13 protein-coding genes, 1 pseudogene and 1 riboswitch are annotated in these 18121 nt (G+C 60.7%); of the genes and pseudogenes, 9 read left to right on the forward strand and 5 right to left on the reverse strand.

Annotated features, from left to right (window positions below; all coding sequences use genetic code 11):
• Positions 1-202: 202 nt before the first annotated feature.
• Positions 203-1849 carry an MFS transporter gene (locus NMG70_RS08120; protein WP_254024040.1) on the forward strand — a complete coding sequence of 549 codons (1647 nt, stop codon included), beginning with the start codon at positions 203-205 and terminating at the stop codon, positions 1847-1849.
• A 241-nt stretch (positions 1850-2090) separates the two neighbouring features.
• Here NMG70_RS08120 and NMG70_RS08125 read toward each other — a convergent pair whose 3' ends face one another.
• The 4 genes from NMG70_RS08125 to NMG70_RS08140 all read right to left on the reverse strand — a co-directional run bounded on the left by NMG70_RS08125 (position 2091) and on the right by NMG70_RS08140 (position 5450).
• On the reverse strand, positions 2091-2333 hold the full coding sequence (locus NMG70_RS08125; RefSeq protein WP_254024041.1) for a hypothetical protein: 243 nt from the start codon (positions 2331-2333) through the stop codon (positions 2091-2093).
• Positions 2330-3616, reverse strand: a complete 1287-nt coding sequence (locus NMG70_RS08130; RefSeq protein WP_301555136.1) for a type II toxin-antitoxin system HipA family toxin — start codon at positions 3614-3616, stop codon at positions 2330-2332. The genes NMG70_RS08125 and NMG70_RS08130 overlap by 4 nt, the downstream gene beginning before the upstream one ends.
• Positions 3613-3945, reverse strand: coding sequence for a helix-turn-helix domain-containing protein (locus NMG70_RS08135; protein WP_254024043.1), 333 nt, complete (start codon positions 3943-3945; stop codon positions 3613-3615). The genes NMG70_RS08130 and NMG70_RS08135 overlap by 4 nt, the downstream gene beginning before the upstream one ends.
• 305 nt (positions 3946-4250) lie before the next feature.
• Positions 4251-5450, reverse strand: coding sequence for an IS256 family transposase (locus NMG70_RS08140; RefSeq protein ID WP_254024044.1), 1200 nt, complete (start codon positions 5448-5450; stop codon positions 4251-4253).
• Between the two features lie 840 nt (positions 5451-6290).
• Between NMG70_RS08140 and NMG70_RS08145 the strand changes: the two are divergent.
• From NMG70_RS08145 to thiD, 7 genes and pseudogenes are all read left to right on the forward strand, one after another.
• Positions 6291-7452, forward strand: a pseudogene (locus tag NMG70_RS08145) (porin).
• Between the two features lie 542 nt (positions 7453-7994).
• Positions 7995-8111: riboswitch (TPP riboswitch) on the forward strand.
• A gap of 103 nt (positions 8112-8214) precedes the next feature.
• On the forward strand, positions 8215-10053 hold the full coding sequence (thiC, locus tag NMG70_RS08150) for a phosphomethylpyrimidine synthase ThiC (protein ID WP_254024045.1): 1839 nt from the start codon (positions 8215-8217) through the stop codon (positions 10051-10053).
• Positions 10050-11051: a glycine oxidase ThiO gene (gene thiO, locus NMG70_RS08155; RefSeq protein WP_254024046.1), complete on the forward strand. Its 1002-nt coding sequence runs from the start codon at positions 10050-10052 to the stop codon at positions 11049-11051. Before thiC ends, thiO begins: the two co-directional genes overlap by 4 nt.
• Entirely contained in the window at positions 11020-11217 is a 198-nt protein-coding gene (gene thiS / locus NMG70_RS08160) for a sulfur carrier protein ThiS (RefSeq protein WP_077376284.1), read from the forward strand. The genes thiO and thiS overlap by 32 nt, the downstream gene beginning before the upstream one ends.
• Position 11218: 1 nt before the next feature.
• A complete protein-coding gene (locus NMG70_RS08165) occupies positions 11219-11992 on the forward strand; it encodes a thiazole synthase (RefSeq protein WP_077376281.1) in 774 nt (257 codons plus the stop codon).
• Positions 11989-12594, forward strand: coding sequence for a thiamine phosphate synthase (locus tag NMG70_RS08170; RefSeq protein ID WP_254024047.1), 606 nt, complete (start codon positions 11989-11991; stop codon positions 12592-12594). Before NMG70_RS08165 ends, NMG70_RS08170 begins: the two co-directional genes overlap by 4 nt.
• Complete coding sequence (thiD, locus tag NMG70_RS08175) at positions 12585-13346, forward strand: bifunctional hydroxymethylpyrimidine kinase/phosphomethylpyrimidine kinase (RefSeq protein WP_077376275.1); 762 nt, start codon at positions 12585-12587, stop codon at positions 13344-13346. The genes NMG70_RS08170 and thiD overlap by 10 nt, the downstream gene beginning before the upstream one ends.
• Before the next feature lie 390 nt (positions 13347-13736).
• On the opposite strand, the gene NMG70_RS08180 is transcribed toward thiD, so the two are convergent.
• On the reverse strand, positions 13737-17081 hold the full coding sequence (locus tag NMG70_RS08180) for a Ulp1 family isopeptidase (RefSeq protein ID WP_254024048.1): 3345 nt from the start codon (positions 17079-17081) through the stop codon (positions 13737-13739).
• Between the two features lie 155 nt (positions 17082-17236).
• Between NMG70_RS08180 and NMG70_RS08185 the strand changes: the two genes are divergently transcribed.
• The gene (locus tag NMG70_RS08185; RefSeq protein ID WP_143744512.1) at positions 17237-17557 is read left to right on the forward strand and encodes a hypothetical protein; all 321 of its coding nucleotides are present in this window, start codon (positions 17237-17239) and stop codon (positions 17555-17557) included.
• Positions 17558-18121 lie beyond the last annotated feature (564 nt).

Consider the following 18121-nt stretch of genomic DNA (forward strand, 5'->3'; position numbering starts at 1 on the left):
AGACGATTTTCTCGAGCAGGACGATCGGCAAGGCTACCTTGCTGGGCGAGGAGTGGTTGGCGCCAGTCTAGAGAGCGGAGGTATCCAACTCCTCATTGCGATGAAGTCATCCTCGATATGTCGGCCCTTATTGGTCAACATCGTAACGGCAGTAGTGGCAGCCGTGAATTGAATTACCGGCCCCTCGAAGGCATCAACCGTCATGCAGTGCGAAAAAAATGCTCATCTGCCTGTCTCAACAACGCTGGCTCCATTTCGGAACCCGGTGTTTCGCTCGATCTGGACGGCCACACAAATATCCAGCCTCGGGTGGCTCGTGCAAACGGTCGCCATCAGTTGGCTGATGGCCACGATTTCCGCTTCGGATCTGATGGTTGCACTCGTGCAGGCCGCATCCACATTGCCGGTATTCTTCCTCTCAATTCTTGCCGGAGCCATTGCCGACAACTTCAGCCGCCGATGGGTGATGTTTGCGGGGCACTGCCTGATAGCATTGGCATCAACGACGCTGATGATTTCTGTCGGTCTGGGATTTGCCGGTCCCTGGCTAATTCTCGGACTAGGTTTCCTGGCCGGCTGCGGCTTTGCCTTGAATGATCCGGCCTGGCACGCTTCTGTTGGTGATATCCTTCACAAGCGCGACATCCCGGCTGCGGTGACGCTTATGTCCGTCGGATACAACATTGTGCGCAGCGTTGGTCCGGCTTTGGGTGGCGTAATCTTGGCATTCTTTGGACCGCTGGCCGCTTTCGCCTTGGCAGCTCTGAGTGATCTGGCGCCTCTAAGCGCAATATGGCGCACTAGATGGAATGTTCGCACTTCACCTCTCCCTCGTGAGCGAATGACGATGGCAATTCATGACGGAGTGCGCTTCACGGTATTGTCCTTGGAGATCAGGGCAGCGATTGCCCGTGCAACCTTTTTCGGGCTGGCAAGCATCTCCATCCTTGCGCTACTCCCACTAGTCGTCCGGGATCAGCTGAAAAGCGGCCCAATCGTCTACGGCATCTTGCTGGCCGGCTTCGGCATGGGTGCTTTCGTCGCGGGCATGAGCAATAGCTTTCTAAGGCGGATCACGTCTCAAAACAGGCTGGTATCGTTCGCCTCTGTTGCTTGTGCAGCATGTTGCCTTTCCCTTGCACTCACATCATCGGTCGCCGTGGCGGCCATTTCGCTGGCAGTTGGAGGCGCGGGCTGGCTTATCACCTGGACGGGCATCGACGTGTCGGTGCAGCTGGCAAGCCCAAGGTGGGTCGTCGGCCGCACACTGTCGATATACTACGCCCTGAGCGCAGGGGGTATGGCGGCCGGCAGCTGGATCTGGGGCACTGTCGCACAGGACTACTCCTTAGCCTGGGCTCTGGAGGGCGCCGCAGGCGCTCTGTTGCTAGTTGCAGCTGCGGGGATACTGTTGCCGGTCCGTCCATGGGAAGAAACGGATCAGGAAAGTTCGGATTTTCACGCGCCGGAGCTGGCACTCGAGTTGAAGCCCAGGAGTGGCCCCATAGTCGTCAAGGTCGAGTATCTTATATCCGAAGAGAATATCGAGACCTTTCTGGGCTACATGCGCGCAAGGCGCCATGTTCAGAGCCGTGCCGGTGCGCGAAACTGGACACTGCAGCGAAATCTTCAAAAGCCTTCGATTTGGACAGAGACATTCCGCACGCCAACCTGGATGGACTTTCTTCGCCTGAATCATCGGCTCACGGCAGCGGATAAGGAAATCGGCCAGCGTCTCCTGGCACTGCATGATGGAGAGCGTCCTCCGCAAACAGTGCTTTCGATCGAACGAACGACTGAGGCAGCTCGTACCCGTGCCTCGACAATCTTTTCTCGTCCTCCGAGGTGACGTGGTCACGAAAGCGATCGCATCGCGCATTGGGGATCTGCCGCGCCGGTCGACTTGAAGCAGCGCGAAGGCCGCATCGCCAGTACGCGGAGCCTATGCGTCCGGCGCTCTCTCGCGAATACCCATGCCGCCGCGGGGCTCGAGGCCGGGGGCAGGAACGGTCCGTTCTGGGCCATCTTCGATGCGGCGCGCGACGGCAAGAAGGAGGGCATGGGTTTCGAGCGCTGGTGGTCGCGCCTGCTCACAAGCCGATCAGCAGCACGTTCGACGTGCGCTTCAGCAGCGCTGTGCGGCTCAGAGACTGGCAGAGCAGGATCTGACTCGCTACCGGCTGGCGCTGGGCCAGCCAGAACCAGGCCTGTTCGAGGACGGCGCTGGCGCTCGACCTTTCGGCGCCGGACATGGAATCAGGGCGGGGGAAGCCGCCCTTGACGCCCTTGCAGGACGCCATCTCAACCGCGAACGACAAGCTTTCAGGGATCATTGCTGCGCCCTGTGGGCGGCTTGCCGTTCCCGATGTTCGAACGCGTCGGTGAAGCTATCGAGTTCTTGGGGCGTCATCCCAAGCGCCCGCCCCTCCTCACGCCATGAGGCAACCGCCTTTTCGACTTCTGCGAGTATCGTCTTCGCTCGATCGCTCCTGATCCGGAAATAAGCGATTACCGACATCAATGCGTCGATCGTCGCTTCGGGCCCGGTTTCCTCCGATATCCAGGTTTTCAGCTCTCGCACACGCTCGGGGAATGGGTTGATGTCGAATGCAGGCGCCAGGCGCCATTGCCCGCGATGCACATGGAGAAAGCCGTGATTGTGGAGGTGGTCATCGACATTGGTGATAAGAATCGAGAACGCGATGCGCCGCCAAAGCTCTTCGATGTTGGCCGCTGGCTGGCTGCCGTGCTGGCGAAGCACATCCACGAGTTCAGTATAGCTATGCTCGCCAGCATCCGCTGCCTCTGCGCCGATCATCGTGGCGGCCGAGATATACATGAGTCGATTGCCATTCGGGGTTCTATCGAAGCGACGGATGAGCGCGACAGGAGCGCCGTCGCTGTCGAGCAGACGTGTCTCAGCAGTATCTACGCCGGCTTTTCTGGCCAAATTCATGGCGAGCACTTCGCCTTTTGTGACAGCCCGATCATCGGCAACGCTCGGAAACTTAGCGATAGCGAGGCGTCCGTCGTCGTCGACGACAGAACACTTCGGACGACGGCCCCCAAGGGACGTGCCACGTCCACGCAAATAGGCGAGGTCCGTTGCCGTCTCGGTGTTCGTCTCGATCGCCTGCGTCGCTGCGAGGAGTTGACCGATTTCAATGAGCGGCGGCGTGGTGCGTCGACCCTCCTCGGTCGTTCTTTGGTAACGCCCTTCTTCGTCCTGCAACCGGAGCGCACCAACGCGGCTCATGTCGTCCACTGCCAAGAGGTAATCCATCGCGTTCAGAGGCCGCGTTTCGGCGACATTTCCCGCCCGGCGCGCCTCTTGGCGACGCTTGGCGTGGTCGCGCTGGATGACACGCCGGCCCCATCCGTCCGGCTCCGTGTCGGCGATCGCGTTGTGGAACACGGACCCGTCGCCGGTCTTTCGATGGAATTGGGGGCCTGAGACGAGTGGCAGACCGGGTTCGATCGAGAAGCCTTCCGCTGCTCTCAGCCAACCTGCATGATATTCAAAGGCAGCGCTCTCGCGCGCACCCTGCTGATCATAGCGCAACGTGCCCAGTGGCGTCGCTTCCTCGCCAATGTGAACAGCAATAGAACGTCTCATATTGCACCCGGTGGCTTCCGGACCCTTACCCTTTTGGGCAAACGTTCGGCGTCGAGGAGCAGGCCTTGCTCATCGCGATGCGCGTCGACGATCTGCGTCAAAGCCTCATCAAAGCCCAGAACAAAAAAGGTCATGGCGTAGGCCCCCATAGTGACGGTCGGGTCTCCTTTTTCGATCTTCAGATAGGTGCTCTTTGCGACACCCAATCGTTCCGCCATCATCATGATCGTCAGGCTGCGCTTCTTACGGGCGAGCGCAATGTCGGCGCCGAGCTTGCCAAGCGCCCTCTTGACTCTGGGAGGCAATGTATCTGTCACTGTTGAGCGCATTTTTGTCTCATACAAACGACCTTAACTGATTTTAGGGCGTTTATATAAGCCATAAACCGTGATCTGTCGAGAGTTGGCCTGTTTGACCGAATCGAACAAGGCGGTGGCGCTGAAACCAACCACACTAATCTCGTGAGCATGCATCCATGCGATCCGCAAAGGGCGCCAGGTGAGTCGCACAGGGATGTGAACGATTGCGCCGCTGCAAAACGGAACGGGCCATGCTTGGCACGATCGATCGTGCCCACTGGCGTGGTGTAGCTGACGGCGTTGGTCGCCGTGCTCTCCGGCATGGGCCGGACTGATCAGCGCGCCACTGCCGGCAGGCTGATGAGCGGATCATCGCTCATCTGGCTGATGGTCTCAAGCGTCATGTAGCGGGCCCGCTGCACGGCCCATTCATCGTTCTGTTCGAGCAGCAGTGCGCCGACGAGACGGACGATGGCGTCGTCATTGGGGAAGATGCCGACGACCTCGGTCCTGCGCTTGATCTCGCCGTTGAGGCGCTCGATGGGATTGGTCGAGTGGAGCTTGGCGCGATGTTCCTTCGGGAAGGTCATGTAGGCGAGCACGTCGGGCTCGGCGTCGTCCATGATGGTGGCGAGCTTGGGCACCTTCGGCCGGATCTGGTCAGCGACGGCGCGCCATTGCGTGCTTGCGGCCTCGGCCGTTTCCTGGGCGAAGGCGGTGGCGATGAAAGCCGAGACGACGCGGCGCCCGCTCTTGCCGGCATGGGCCAGCACGTTCCTCATGAAGTGGACGCGGCACCTCTGCCATGTCGCGCACAGCACCTTGGTGACGGCCGCCTTGATGCCTTCATGGGCATCGGAGACGACGAGCTTGACGCCGCACAGGCCACGGCGGGTCAGCTTGCGCAAAAACTCCGTCCAGATCGGCTCGGCCTCAGACGTGCCGTCCTCCATGCCCAGCACCTCGCGCCGGCCGTCCGCGTTGACGCCGACAGCGATGATGACGGCGACCGAGACGATGCGCCCGCCGCGACGCACCTTCAGGTAGGTGGCGTCGATCCACAGGTATGGCCAGTCGCCCTCGATCGGCCGGTCGAGGAAGGCCTTCACCTTGCCGTCGATCTCCTCGCACAACCGGCTGACCTGGCTCTTGGAGATGCCGCTCATGCCCATCGCCTTGACCAGGTCGTCGACCGAGCGCGTCGAGATACCCTGGACGTAGGCCTCCTGGATGACGGCGGTCAGCGCCTTCTCGGCCATGCGCCGCGGCTCCAGGAAGCTCGGGAAGTAAGAGCCCTTCCTGAGCTTGGGGATGCGCAGTTCGACGGTGCCGGCCCGCGTCTCCCAGTCGCGCTCGCGGTAGCCGTTGCGCTGGACAACCCGCAGCGGGTTCTTCTCGCCATGGGGCGCGCCGGTGGCGGCGCCAACCTCCAGCTCCATCAGCCGCTCGGCGGCAAAGCCGATCATCTCGCGCAGGATATCGGCGTCGGGGGTCTTCTCTACGAGCGTGCGCAGGTTCATCATGTCGTTGGTCATCGGTGGTTCCTTCGAATCAGGTTGTGTCAGCAACCCAACCCTACCGAAGAACATCGATGACCGCCGCTACGCCGCTCGCTCGCTACAGCGCTGTTGAGGGCGCGCTCGCCAGCGGCTTCGCTACCGCCGACCTACACCACGCGGTGGGACACGACCGCACGATCCAGATGGCGGCGCTCCGCCTGACGTACCGAGCGGCGGCGCCGCATGCTGTCTCGACCCGAGCTTCACAGCAAACAGATGCTGTCGGTATCGAACGAAAGTGTCAGATATCGGACATACGAACCGTGTCCCAAACCTCTGCTTCGTGCTCAGCCTGACCCCCAAAAAGCAAAAAAGAAGGGGAGCGCGACGAAGTTGCGCCGGCCAATTTAAGTGTCAGCGCGGAGCTACCTCTTCAGGATGGCACGTCGCTTGCTGCTCCGCATCGAACGCCGACGGCCAACCCACACAACGGAGATGGATATTGGTTCAGAAGTGCTGAATCCCTGATGTAACTGAAAGAGTTTGACTGACAGTTGTGTGGAAGCGCAGCAAGGCAATAGGCGTTTTGCCTTTTCTTTGAGCCTGACGCAGGTCGAATCTCACCTCCTTCGGACAGTTGATGACCAAACACAGTTGTTTTTCAATAAGTCATACAGTTGAAGAAGTGAGATTAAGCAAAATTACAAGTATCACTCGGCGTACTCTTAAAGTACACCGGAACTCCTCTAGTAAACTTAGTATCGCGCATTCCTTAGGTACGAAGGAGGATCGCGATGCACATGTTTTTTCTCCTCGGATAGGCCACGAGTTCGCTCTTTGACGCTTCCGACTTTAACCTTTGAATCGAGACCCAGAATGAACGTAAGCAGCCTTCTTCTCGGCTCAGTTGCGGCCCTGATCTCCGTTTCCGTCGCTCGCGCGGCGGACGAAGACTCCGCGCCGGGCCCGACCGAATACGTCAAGGTCTGCGACGTCTACGGTTCGGGCTACTTCCATATCCCCGACACGGAGACCTGCGTGCGCATCGGCGGCTACATCCGTTACGACGTCGGCCTCAGCGATGTCCGATCGTATGACGGGATAAGAACCTCCGATGTGAGAACTGGCGAGGCTCAGGGCACCTGGCGAAACAACACGCGTTTCACGTTCAAAACTTGGACGCGCCAGGAGACCGAACTCGGCGCACTGAAGACCTATACTGAAACTCGCGTGAACTTCGGCAACCACAACGCTTATCCGGGTCCGGAAAGTCCTCACAAGTATAGCTTCAACAGCGGCGTCAAGTTGACTTCCGCCTGGATCCAGCTTGGTGGCCTCCGAGTTGGCAAGGACGAGTCGGCCTTCGACACGTTTACAGGCTACGCCGGGAACGTGCTCAATAAGGTACTCGTTCCGGTACGGCGACTTCGATACCAACGTGGCTCAGTATTACTTCGATGCCGATAATGGCTTTTCGGCTCTGGTTTCACTTGAACAACGGTCGGGTGTAGTCGGTACTATCGACAGCCATGTTCCGCACGTCGTCTTCGGCGTGAAACAGACCCAGGGCTGGGGCGCGATCACTGGCGTAATCGCTCGTGACAGCGACTACGAAGCTCTGGCCGGCAAGGTCCGAGTCGATGTCAATGTCACAGATGACCTGTCGCTATTTGGAATGTTTGGCTACGGCTCCATTGGCAATCTCAACGATGACCCAACTAACGCAGTCGCCGCTCACGGTCGCGGCTTCTACAAAATTTGGAGCGGCAATTGGGCTTTGTGGGCCGGCGCCACTTACACGTTCGACGAGAAAACTTCGTTCAACCTTCAGGTCTCGGGTGATCAGCTCAGGAACTCTGGTCTGGCTGCAAACGTCGCCTATATGGTCGTTCCAGGTTTCACAGTCACAGCCGAAGTCGACTATGCCCACTACGGCAACTTCGGCGTCGGCACGCTCGACCGTTCCGGCGTGAACTGGACTCACCTCGGCAAAAAGAACAGCCTCGGCGGCATACTCCGATTCCAAAGCTCATTTTAGCGGAATCGAAGCTGCATCTCGGGTGGGCTGTAAAGCGGACCCAATCCCGCAAACGCTTGAGGACATTGCAAGCAAGCGTGCCAGGCTTGAAACCTCGACCTCAGGCGGATTGCCGACACTAGCCGCCATGTCGCCAACCGCGCATGCAGTGCTGTTCATGGATCTCGCTGGATGGCACATAAGGGCAAATCGCGACGTGCCGGAGACCCCATGCCGTTTCCTGCCGTCGCGATGCCCCGAACTAAAACCGGTGAAAAACCTCGGGCAAATACCTGCGCTCCAACTTGCTCTCAAACTGGCCTTCGAACCTACGAGCCCATCATCGACGCGGCGTGCGAGGCTTCGCAGAACTCATCCCAAGTCCAGAAAGCATCACGTCAATCGCAATGACGTGTGGGTGCAAGTCGTCGGTAATCATCCACGACCGCCGGTGTAAGTCATTTGGTATGGCATCCACAAACGGATGCTGCCAACTAGGCGATTGCTGCTTTCGGCCGGCCCCGAATGCGCTTGACAAAACGGAGCCGACCCGCTCAATTCGAGGCATTCACCAGGGGAGTCCCGGCAAGGGGCTGAGATACTGCTGGCTTTCGCGGCGCAGTGACCCGTTGAACCTGATCCAGTTCATACTGGCGTAGGGACGGTGCAAGCGCTTTGCGGGAGTTTACGCCCGAGGTCCTGTTTCGGCAGGTCGACCAGAGCGACTTTTCATCCTTCCGGCACAGAACTGGGTCTCCAATGCACGAGCAAAGGAGCCTCAAGATGAATGCCCTCACCCCCGCCGTTTCGACAGGACCACTGCCCGCCTCACGGAAGATCCACAAGGCCGGTGCCATCCACCCGCAGATCAGGGTGCCGATGCGCGAAATCTCCGTCCATCCGACGGCTGGCGAGCCGCCCGTTACCGTCTACGATCCGTCCGGCCCCTATACGGACCCGACCGTCGAAACCAGCATCGAAAACGGCCTTGCCCGGCTTCGTCACGAATGGATCACAGCGCGCAGCGATGTCGAGGCCTATGACGGACGCCATGTCCGGCCGGAGGACAACGGATTCGCGACGGGTGAGCGCCTGACGCCGGAATTTCCCATTCGCAACCGGCCGCTCAGGGCCAAGCAGGGCAAGGCGGTGACCCAGCTTGCCTATGCGCGCGCCGGCATCATCACGCCTGAAATGGAGTTCGTCGCCATCCGCGAGAACCTCGGCCGCGAGATGCTGCGCGGCAAGCTTGAGCGCGACGGCAAAGCCTTCGGCGCGGCCATTCCAGACTTCGTGACGCCGGAATTCGTGCGCGACGAGGTGGCTCGCGGACGGGCGATCATTCCCGCCAACATCAATCATCCCGAGAGCGAGCCGATGATCATCGGCCGCAATTTCCTGGTCAAGATCAACGCCAATATCGGCAACTCCGCGGTCACCTCCTCGATGGCCGAAGAGGTCGAAAAAATGGTCTGGGCGATCCGCTGGGGCGCCGACACGGTGATGGACCTGTCAACCGGCCGCAACATCCACAACATCCGCGAATGGATCGTGCGCAACTCGCCGGTGCCGATCGGCACGGTGCCGCTCTACCAGGCGCTGGAGAAGGTCGGCGGGACTGCCGAGGACCTGACCTGGAAGGTTTACCGCGACACGCTGATTGAACAGGCCGAACAGGGTGTCGACTATTTCACCATCCACGCCGGCGTGCGGCTGCACTACATCCCGCTGACCGTCGACCGGGTCACGGGTATCGTCTCGCGCGGCGGCTCGATCATGGCCAAATGGTGCCTGCATCATCATCGGGAAAGCTTCCTTTACGAGCACTTCGCCGAAATCTGCGACATCTGCCGCGCCTATGACGTGTCCTTTTCGCTCGGCGACGGCCTTCGTCCTGGCTCGATCGCCGATGCCAATGACGCCGCGCAATTCGCCGAATTGGAAACGCTCGGCGAGCTGACCAAGATCGCCTGGGCCAAGGATTGCCAGGTGATGATCGAGGGGCCTGGTCACGTACCGATGCACAAGATCAAGCAGAACATGGACAAGCAACTCGCTGTCTGCGGCGAGGCGCCGTTCTATACGCTTGGGCCGCTTACCACCGACATCGCGCCGGGCTACGACCACATCACCTCCGGCATCGGCGCGGCGATGATCGGCTGGTTCGGCACTGCCATGCTCTGCTACGTCACGCCCAAGGAGCATCTTGGCCTTCCCGATCGCAACGACGTCAAGACCGGCGTGATCACCTACAAGATCGCCGCCCATGCCGCCGACCTGGCGAAGGGTCATCCGGCTGCAAAGGTCAGGGATGATGCCCTTTCCCGGGCGCGTTTCGAGTTCCGCTGGGAGGACCAGTTCAACCTGTCGCTCGATCCCGAAACAGCGCGGTCCTTCCACGATCAGACCTTGCCCAAGGAGGCGCACAAGCTGGCGCATTTCTGCTCGATGTGCGGACCGAAATTCTGCTCCATGCGCATTTCCCATGACATCCGCGCCGAAGCGCAGAAGGAGGGCATGGCGGCGATGGCGGCGAAGTACCGCGAGGGCGGTGACCTCTACGTGCCGGCGGACGAGACCGGCGCAGCGCTTACGCCTTTGCAGGCGCATGAGCGATCATGAGGGTGCTGGTCAAAGGGGCCGGCGTCGCCGGCCTCACCGCAGCTTTCGAGCTCGCCACGCGCGGCGCGGCTGTGACCGTTGTCGAGACAAGGCACAGCCTTGGCGGCAATGCGTCATGGTTCGCCGGCGGCATGCTGGCGCCCTGGTGCGAGCGCGAAAGCGCCGAGCAGTCCGTGCTCGATCTCGGACGCAACGCCGCGGACTGGTGGGATGCGGCAACGCCTGACCAGGTGACACGGGCAGGAACACTGGTCGTGGCCGCGCCGCGCGATGCGGGCGAGCTCGACCGGTTCGCCAGCCGCACGTCGGGTCATCGGCGTGTCGATGAAGATGAAATCGCGTTGCTGGAGCCCGACCTCGCCGGCCGCTTCCGCCGCGGACTGCTCTTCCCCGACGAAGCCCATCTCGATCCGCGCCAGGCGATGGCGGCACTTCATCACAGGCTGGCGGCGATGGGCATCGAATTCCGCTTCGGCGCCGACGCCCGGCTTGCCTCCGGTTTCGATCGCCGGATCGACTGCACGGGTATGGCCGCCGTCGATGACCGACTGCGCGGCGTTCGCGGCGAGATGCTGATCCTGCGCACGCCCGATATCTCGCTCTCGCGCCCGGTCCGGCTGCTTCATCCGCGCTTTCCGCTCTACCTGGTACCGCGCACTGACCACCATTTCATGGCCGGCGCGACGATGATCGAGAGCCAGTCCGCTGGACGGGTCACGGCGCGTTCCCTGATGGAGCTTTTGGGCGCGACCTATACCCTCCATCCGGCCTTTGGCGAGGCCGAGATCGTTGAAACCGGCGTCGGCGTCCGCCCAGCCTTTCCCGACAATCTGCCGCGTGTCGAAGCACGCGAAAGCACCGTCGCGATCAATGGACTCTATCGCCATGGCTTTCTTCTCGCGCCCGCCATGGCGCGCCAGGCGGCCGAACTCGTCTTCAGTCACGACAAACCCCTGGAGCCCGCCAATGAAACTGATCGTCAACGGCCAAGCGCTTGAGATTGACGCCTCAACGCTGGCCGAACTACTTGCCGCGCTCGACTACGAAGGCGATTGGCTGGCGACGGCCGTCAACAGCGACCTCGTACACAAAGTTAATCGGGCCGAGTTCCAGTTGAGCGACGGCGACCGGATTGAAATCCTATCACCCATGCAGGGAGGCTAGCATGTTCGAGCTTCTCGGGACGACGCTTCCCTCTCGGCTGTTTCTCGGCACGGCTCAATATCCATCGCCCGCCATCCTTGCCGATGCGGTCCAGGCATCGGGCACCTCGGTGGTGACCGTGTCCCTGCGGCGTGAGATGGCCGGCGGCAGGGACGGCGAAAAGTTCTGGTCGTTGATCCGCTCGCTTGGCACAAGAATCCTGCCCAACACGGCCGGCTGCCACTCCGTCAAGGAAGCGGTCACGACCGCGAAAATGGCGCGCGAGGTGTTCGGGACGAGCTGGATCAAGCTCGAAGTGATCGGCAACCATGACACTCTGCAGCCTGATGTGTTCGGCCTGGTCGAAGCTGCGCGCATCCTGTGCGACGACGGTTTTGCAGTATTCCCCTATACCACCGACGACCTTATCGTCGCCCAGCGGCTGCTGGAGGCCGGCTGCAAGGTCTTGATGCCGTGGTGCGCGCCGATCGGTTCCGCCCTCGGGCCGGTCAACATCCCGGCGCTTCGCTCGATGCGCGGACATTTCCCTGGCGTCCCGCTGATCGTGGATGCGGGGCTCGGCCGACCGTCGCACGCGGCAACCGTCATGGAGCTCGGCTTTGACGCCGTGCTCCTGAATACGGCGGTCGCCAGGGCAGCCGATCCAGTCGGAATGGCGCGCGCATTCGGCAAGGCAGTCGATGCCGGCCGTGAAGCCTTCCTGTCCGGGATGCTCGAACCGCGCGACGTCGCGGTGCCATCGACGCCGACCATCGGCAGAGCAGTTTTTTCATGAAGCTCGATCCCTTCTACCTGATCGTCGACAGCGCTGCCTGGATCGAACGATTGGCGCCGCTCGGCGTGAAGCTGGTTCAGCTTCGCATCAAAAGCATGAATGAGACCGGGTTGCGCGCGGAGATCCGCAAGTCGAAGGGCTTGTGTGCCCAACACAAATGCCAGCTCATCGTCAACGATCATTGGCGCCTGGCAATCGAGGAAGGCTGCGACTTCGTGCATCTCGGCCAGGAGGATCTGCAAACCGCCGACCTCTCTAGGATACGATCAGCCGGTGTCAGGCTCGGGTTGAGCACGCATGATCATCTCGAGCTGGAAACGGCCATGTTTGCCGACCCCGACTATGTTGCGCTCGGTCCGATCTATCCCACCATCCTGAAGAAGATGAAATGGGCGCCGCAAGGGCTGGAGCGGATCAGCGAGTGGAACCGGCGAGTGGCGCCGATCTTATTGGTCGCTATTGGCGGCCTCAACCCTGACCGCCTCAACGGCGTCTTTGAGGTCGGCGCCAACAGCGCGGCAGTGGTCACGGACATCACGTTGAGCTCCGATCCCGAAACGCGCACGCGAGAGTGGATCGAAAAGACGGACCGATGGCGATGAGACGAGAACCGCATGTGCTTGTCATAGGCGGATCGGATTCCAGCGGGGGTGCTGGAATAGCACGCGACATCGAGACGATCTCTGCCATTGGCGTGCGCACCTGTCTCGCCGTCACAGCGCTGACGGTGCAGACGCACGACATCGTAATGGAAATCCATCATTCGCCACCCAGCTTAGTGGCCGATCAGATATGTGCCGCGCTGCAGGCCAACGAAGTGGCCACGATCAAGATCGGCATGCTCGGAACGGCCGAGACCATCGTTGCCGTTGCGGCGGTGCTGCGTGAAAATCCGCAAGTGCCGGCAGTTCTCGACCCTGTGCTGGCCTCCACCTCAGGCCGCGCACTTCTGGAAGCAGGCGCTATCGCTGCCATGAAGCGCGATCTGATGCCGCTTTGCTGCATTGTCACGCCCAACCTCCCTGAACTGGCGCTCCTTACTGGCTCCGAAATGGCGGTGGATGAGGACGAAGTGCTCCAACAAGGACAAAGATTGCTGGCCGCCTGCCCTCAAGCCCTGCTGATCAAGGGTGGGCATGCGTCGGGACCCCGATCGACCGATATTCTGTTACGCTCCGGTCATGAACCCACCCGCTTCGAAGCACCGCGCGTTGCCACAACGATGCGCGGAACAGGTTGCATGCTGGCCAGCGCGATTGCGGCGCATCTGGCGAAGGCGAAGCCGCTCGAAGACAGCGTGAGCGAAGGCAAGCGGCTTGTTTTCGAGAGGCTGCAGAAGAAAGCAGCCACGTGACAGCGGCTCACTCCAATGTGCACCAGGATTCGGTTGACCTAATCAGTATCCCTGGGCGTTACCGAGGTGGGCGTGTGGGGTGATCACCTTCACCGAGCGCTGTCGATCTCATTTTCAGATCGACAGGTTTGCCCCCGTGCCCCGGCGACCTCGGCGATCGTGGCAAGCCGGCGAAGCATATCTGCTGTATACCAGAACACTTCAACGCCACTGCTCTCCGGTGATCATGGAGGTTACGTGAACTACTATCATTCGGATCTTTCTGGTGGAGGAAGTCCTCGTCGGCAACGGCATGGTCGTCATCCAGCGACGCCTCTCGTCCCACCCACTCTTCCGAGCGGAATGGCACCGACGCCGCAGATTGTTCAGTGCCGCTCCTCCACCTCAAACTTATCTTTTGTGTTCAGGGAGCCACGGCGCCTGGGTTGGCTGATGAACACCGTCCGTTCGCGCATGTGAGGTCGAATTAAATCTCGGCGAAGAGGAGGCAGGCTCATCATCCAACAGTCGCCGGAGTTCCGCTGGGTCGAATGCCGTCATTGGTGGGGAGGCGGGTTCATCATTCAACAGCTGCCGGAATTCCGCTGGGTCGAACGCCATCATTGGTGGGGAGGCAGGCTCATCATCCAACAGTCGCCGGAGTTCCGCTGGGTCGAATGCCATCATTGGTGGGGAGGCGGGTTCATCATACAACAGCTGCCGGAGTTCCGCTGGGTCGAATGCCATCATTGGTGGGGAAGCGGGTTCGCCATTCAACAGCTGCAGAGACTCCTCCTCGTGCGGCAAGCGCCCGCTCAGCCGGACTTGCAGCGCCTGCCGATCGGCGACGAGGTTGTCGAGTTGCATCGGCTCGTGGTCCGGCCGCTGCCCATCCACCAATCGTCCAAGCAGAGCCCGCGTGCCGTCCAGCACAAACACGCCGCAATCATTATCGTTCGGCTGTCGGGGCATGCGGGCTGGCGCCAAGGTTGCGTTCAGAAGTGTTGCGAGCCGTTTTGCAGGCACGCTGTTGTATCCCTCTGGCTGGAGGGAGTCGTAGTGATAGGCGACCCGCCTTTCTGGGTTGCGGCGATCAACGAGCAGCAGCGACCAATGGGTGCCCTTAATAGTAGGAGTGCCATTGTTCAATGGAACGAACAGGAAGTCGGCTGGGGCGTCATTTCGGCTATAAATGGACTGCAATATGACTCGCGCGTTTTGCGGCTCGGTGTGACGCAGTAGATGCGATACCGACGGGTCCACCAGCCGTGTCCGGGCGGCGAGCGCCGGATCTATCGCCTGCAGCTGCTCCCCCAGCAAATGGTAATCCCTCTGGATATGGGCGTCACTCAGCCACTCGTCGGCCCACAGCACCGACCCGTTGGGGACATTGGACGAGGCTGTCGGATTCAACGCCCCGATCTGGGCATCGGAGGAGGTGGTGGTTAGCCCGGTCAGATCAACCACTGGAAGACCGCGGTAGGTGACTGCCAGCCTGGCGGTTGATCGCGAGGCAGGTTCGGAAACCGTTGCCGGTGCCGCTGCCGCAGCTTCACTCATCGGCGAAAGCCGACCGCGATTGATGAGACGAACGCCGATCCCGCTAGTCTCCGCTTGCAGGCTTGGGATGTATTCGGACTCTCTCCCCCGCACGACGGGCTGCCCTTCCAATGGCAATGCGCCCACTTGGTAGGTGGAGGGCTGCATCGGCATGCGACCGCCTGAATTGCCGATCTCGCTCAGCTGCTGCTGAATGGCGACGGCTGGCGGCGTATTCAGGGTCCTCTGCCGCTTCGCTGGCCTCAACAGCGCTGTGGAATGTTCATTGTTGATGATGAGCCACTCGGCCGGCAGGAGGTTGCCCCTGTCAACCGCGCCAGGCGAGCGCCCAATCTGCTCTTCGCTGATCGCTAACAACGGCCGGGCGGCAGCCTGAACCCCAGCCTGCCGAGAGCCGGCTGCTCCGAAAGCACCCGCCCCGTTGCTGTTGAGGTTATCCCGTCCAGTGGGCAACTTCCCTGGAGCGATGAAAAATGACGCGGCTGGTTGATTATCCTGCTGTCCCTGAAGCTCCTTTGGCCAACTGCCAGCTTCCTGCGACGCGCTGTGCTGCGCAATCGCCTCGCCGACCCGCCTCGGCTCCATCAGTGCCGCGTCCTCGGGATCAGGAACGGGAGGAATATGGCGCTCGAGCTCCATCGCTTTAACGCCGGCGTGCGATTTTCGGAGATAGGCCAGTGCGGAACCGATCCTTGGATCACCACCGGCGTCCTCCTTGTAGCCCTTGACATCTCCATCCAACGCCTTACCGGAAAGCCGACCAGCAATGCCCTTCTTGTTGTTTTGACGCAGGTAGTCACTGAAGCTCCTAAGAGCAGCTGCATTCCTCGTGCCGGTCTCTGTCGCTGCTTCGTTTCTGTACTCATCGATGAGAGCCGCGTCCTGAGGATACGGAGTCAATTTAGCGCGGCCTGCGATCGGCACGATTCCGCCCGTCGACTGCGAGGTCCGGAGATGATCTATTGCCGTAAGGAGTCTCGCGGGATGACCCTTTCCGATGAACTCGCGCGCATCATGGGTCAGCGACTGCTTGTCGAGCCGATCCTTCATGGGATCTATGTTGTTTGCGAGGAGCCACTGGCCAAAGCGGAGAAGAATATTTACGTTGTTCTTGGCGGTGCCCTCGGTGGCCCCACCTTTGATAAGGGCGTCGTTAAGCCCCAAAATCAGCGGAGCATCCTCGGGATGAAGAGGCTGGTTCCTGCCAAGCCGAGCTGGCTGAGCCGGCTGCGGCGCCGAAGACGACGGGCCGGCTTCGTCCATAAGCTCCAAACGCACATCCTGGTCTGCCGCAGCAAGCTCCTTTGGCCAATTGCCAGCTTTCTGCGACGCGCTGTGCTGCGCAATCGCCTCGCCGACCCGCCTCGGCTCCATCAGTGCCGCGTCCTCGGGATCAGGAACGGGAGGAATATGGCGCTCGAGCTGCATCGCTTTAGCGCCGGCGTGCGATTTTCGGAGATGAGCCAGTGCGGAACCGATCTTTGGATCACCACCGGCGTCCTCCTTGTAGCCCTTGACATCTCCATCCAACGCCTTACCGGAAAGCCGACCAGCAATGCCCTTCTTGTTGTTTTGACGCAGGTAGTCACCGAAGCTCCTAAGAGCAGTTGCATTCCTCCTGCCGGTCTCTGTCGCTGCTTCGTTTCTGTACTCGTTGATGAGAGCCGCGTCCTCCGGATAAGGAGTGAACTCAGCGCGGCCTCCGATCGGCACAATTCCGCCCGTCGACTGCGAGGTCCGAAGATGACCTATTGCCGTAAGCAGCCTCGAGGGATCACCCTTTCCGATGAACTCGCGCGCATCATCGGTCAGCGACTGCTTGTCGAGCCGATCCTTGATGGGATCTTTGTTGTTTGCGAACAGCCACTGGCCAAAGCTGAGAAGAATACTTACATTGTTCTTGGCAGTGTGCTCGGAGGCGTTGCCCTTGATGAGGGCCTCTTCAAGGCTGAGGATAAAGTCTTCATCCCTGATATGAAGAGGATGCTTGCTGAGCCTTCTCAAAAATTTAGTTGACTGGGCCGGCTGCGGCGCCGAGCCGGCCGGCATTGCTCCACCACCCCGACCTGAATTGGCGATCTCGCTCAGTTGCCGCTCAAACGCCGCCGCAGCTGCGGGCGGAGCGGCACGCGAGCTATCTTGCAAGCCGGCCCTGTTCGATTGTCCGTGCACCCGCTTGGTTGAGGTGAAATCCATCCGTTCTCACTTTTAGCATATAAGCCCGTTTGAAGCTGGGCTTGGATCTGACACAGGAGGCTGTCGAGAACCTGACGACAACCTGCTCGCCAAGATCTGTTGCAAAGTTTTCGGGACCAGAGGCATGGCCTTCGGTGTTTCGCCGGAGAGTTCAGATGTTCAAGGGCCGCCGTTTCGACCAGTGCCTCGTCCTGCTTTGCGTTCGCTGGTGCAATCCGAGGTGGGGCTGGGACGTCTTTCCCCGCTTCTTCTTCTCTGAACCCGCGCTGTTCGGCCTCGGTCGAATGCTGCCCATCCTCGCCTCAGCGCTCGGCTTTCTCCTCGACGCTGCTCGCTTTCGCGCGCGTTTCCGTCTCGCCGCTGCCGTCGCGCGTCTCATACCGGCTGCTGCGCTCCATCGCGCTGATTGTGCATCTGCTCGTCATCAACAATCTCGCCTATCTGTATCCGACTATCGATGTAGGCGTGCCGTCTAGCTGCCTGCTGTCCGCGCGGGACCTGCTTATAGAACTCGTGCCGAAGCGCTACGCGCACGTTGCGCGGCGACCTGCGGGAGGGCGAGCGGGCGACGAAATTCGGGGGCCATTAACTGCGCGCTGGCCTCTCGCCTCATCAGCAACGTTCTGGATGGGCGTGCAATGCGCCGGTGCCGATCGGTACCGTGCAGCTTACAAGGGGCACGAGTCGAGGACCTCACCAAAAACCGGCGTCGGCTTGCTTTTTGAGGTCGTTGCACCGACGGGGTTGGTTCGATCCGACGCTGACCTGTGTGATTGGGGGGCTTGGGTACGAGCCGGTGCCGGACCGAACCGTCTGAGACAACGACGGTTATCTCTCGGCACATTGGGGCATGGGCTCGGGTAAAGTGCGGCGAACAACGTGTCAGAATATCACCAATCCGACGCCCGCTCGCAAACGTGATTGGAATAGCGCATGCTGTGGCGGCGTTGCCAATCGCCCAGGTGTCGCAGGGATGGCTACAAGTAGAAGCGGTCAACGATTGCACTCGATGGGTCAGGCGGACCTGATTTTAGGCTGAA

The organism is Mesorhizobium ventifaucium, from assembly GCF_935822925.1.
In the GTDB taxonomy this organism is placed as follows: Bacteria; Pseudomonadota; Alphaproteobacteria; order Rhizobiales; family Rhizobiaceae; genus Mesorhizobium; species Mesorhizobium ventifaucium.

What these genes read in the sequence shown, in the direction of transcription:
- NMG70_RS08120 (WP_254024040.1), top strand. Translation starts at nt 203, where the DNA reads ATGCAGTGCGAAAAAAATGCTCATCTGCCTGTCTCAACAACGCTGGCT.
- NMG70_RS08125 (WP_254024041.1), bottom strand. Translation starts at nt 2,333, where the DNA reads ATGATCCCTGAAAGCTTGTCGTTCGCGGTTGAGATGGCGTCCTGCAAG.
- NMG70_RS08130 (WP_301555136.1), bottom strand. Translation starts at nt 3,616, where the DNA reads ATGAGACGTTCTATTGCTGTTCACATTGGCGAGGAAGCGACGCCACTG.
- NMG70_RS08135 (WP_254024043.1), bottom strand. Translation starts at nt 3,945, where the DNA reads ATGCGCTCAACAGTGACAGATACATTGCCTCCCAGAGTCAAGAGGGCG.
- NMG70_RS08140 (WP_254024044.1), bottom strand. Translation starts at nt 5,450, where the DNA reads ATGACCAACGACATGATGAACCTGCGCACGCTCGTAGAGAAGACCCCC.
- thiC (WP_254024045.1), top strand. Translation starts at nt 8,215, where the DNA reads ATGAATGCCCTCACCCCCGCCGTTTCGACAGGACCACTGCCCGCCTCA.
- thiO (WP_254024046.1), top strand. Translation starts at nt 10,050, where the DNA reads ATGAGGGTGCTGGTCAAAGGGGCCGGCGTCGCCGGCCTCACCGCAGCT.
- thiS (WP_077376284.1), top strand. Translation starts at nt 11,020, where the DNA reads ATGAAACTGATCGTCAACGGCCAAGCGCTTGAGATTGACGCCTCAACG.
- NMG70_RS08165 (WP_077376281.1), top strand. Translation starts at nt 11,219, where the DNA reads ATGTTCGAGCTTCTCGGGACGACGCTTCCCTCTCGGCTGTTTCTCGGC.
- NMG70_RS08170 (WP_254024047.1), top strand. Translation starts at nt 11,989, where the DNA reads ATGAAGCTCGATCCCTTCTACCTGATCGTCGACAGCGCTGCCTGGATC.
- thiD (WP_077376275.1), top strand. Translation starts at nt 12,585, where the DNA reads ATGGCGATGAGACGAGAACCGCATGTGCTTGTCATAGGCGGATCGGAT.
- NMG70_RS08180 (WP_254024048.1), bottom strand. Translation starts at nt 17,081, where the DNA reads ATGGATTTCACCTCAACCAAGCGGGTGCACGGACAATCGAACAGGGCC.
- NMG70_RS08185 (WP_143744512.1), top strand. Translation starts at nt 17,237, where the DNA reads ATGTTCAAGGGCCGCCGTTTCGACCAGTGCCTCGTCCTGCTTTGCGTT.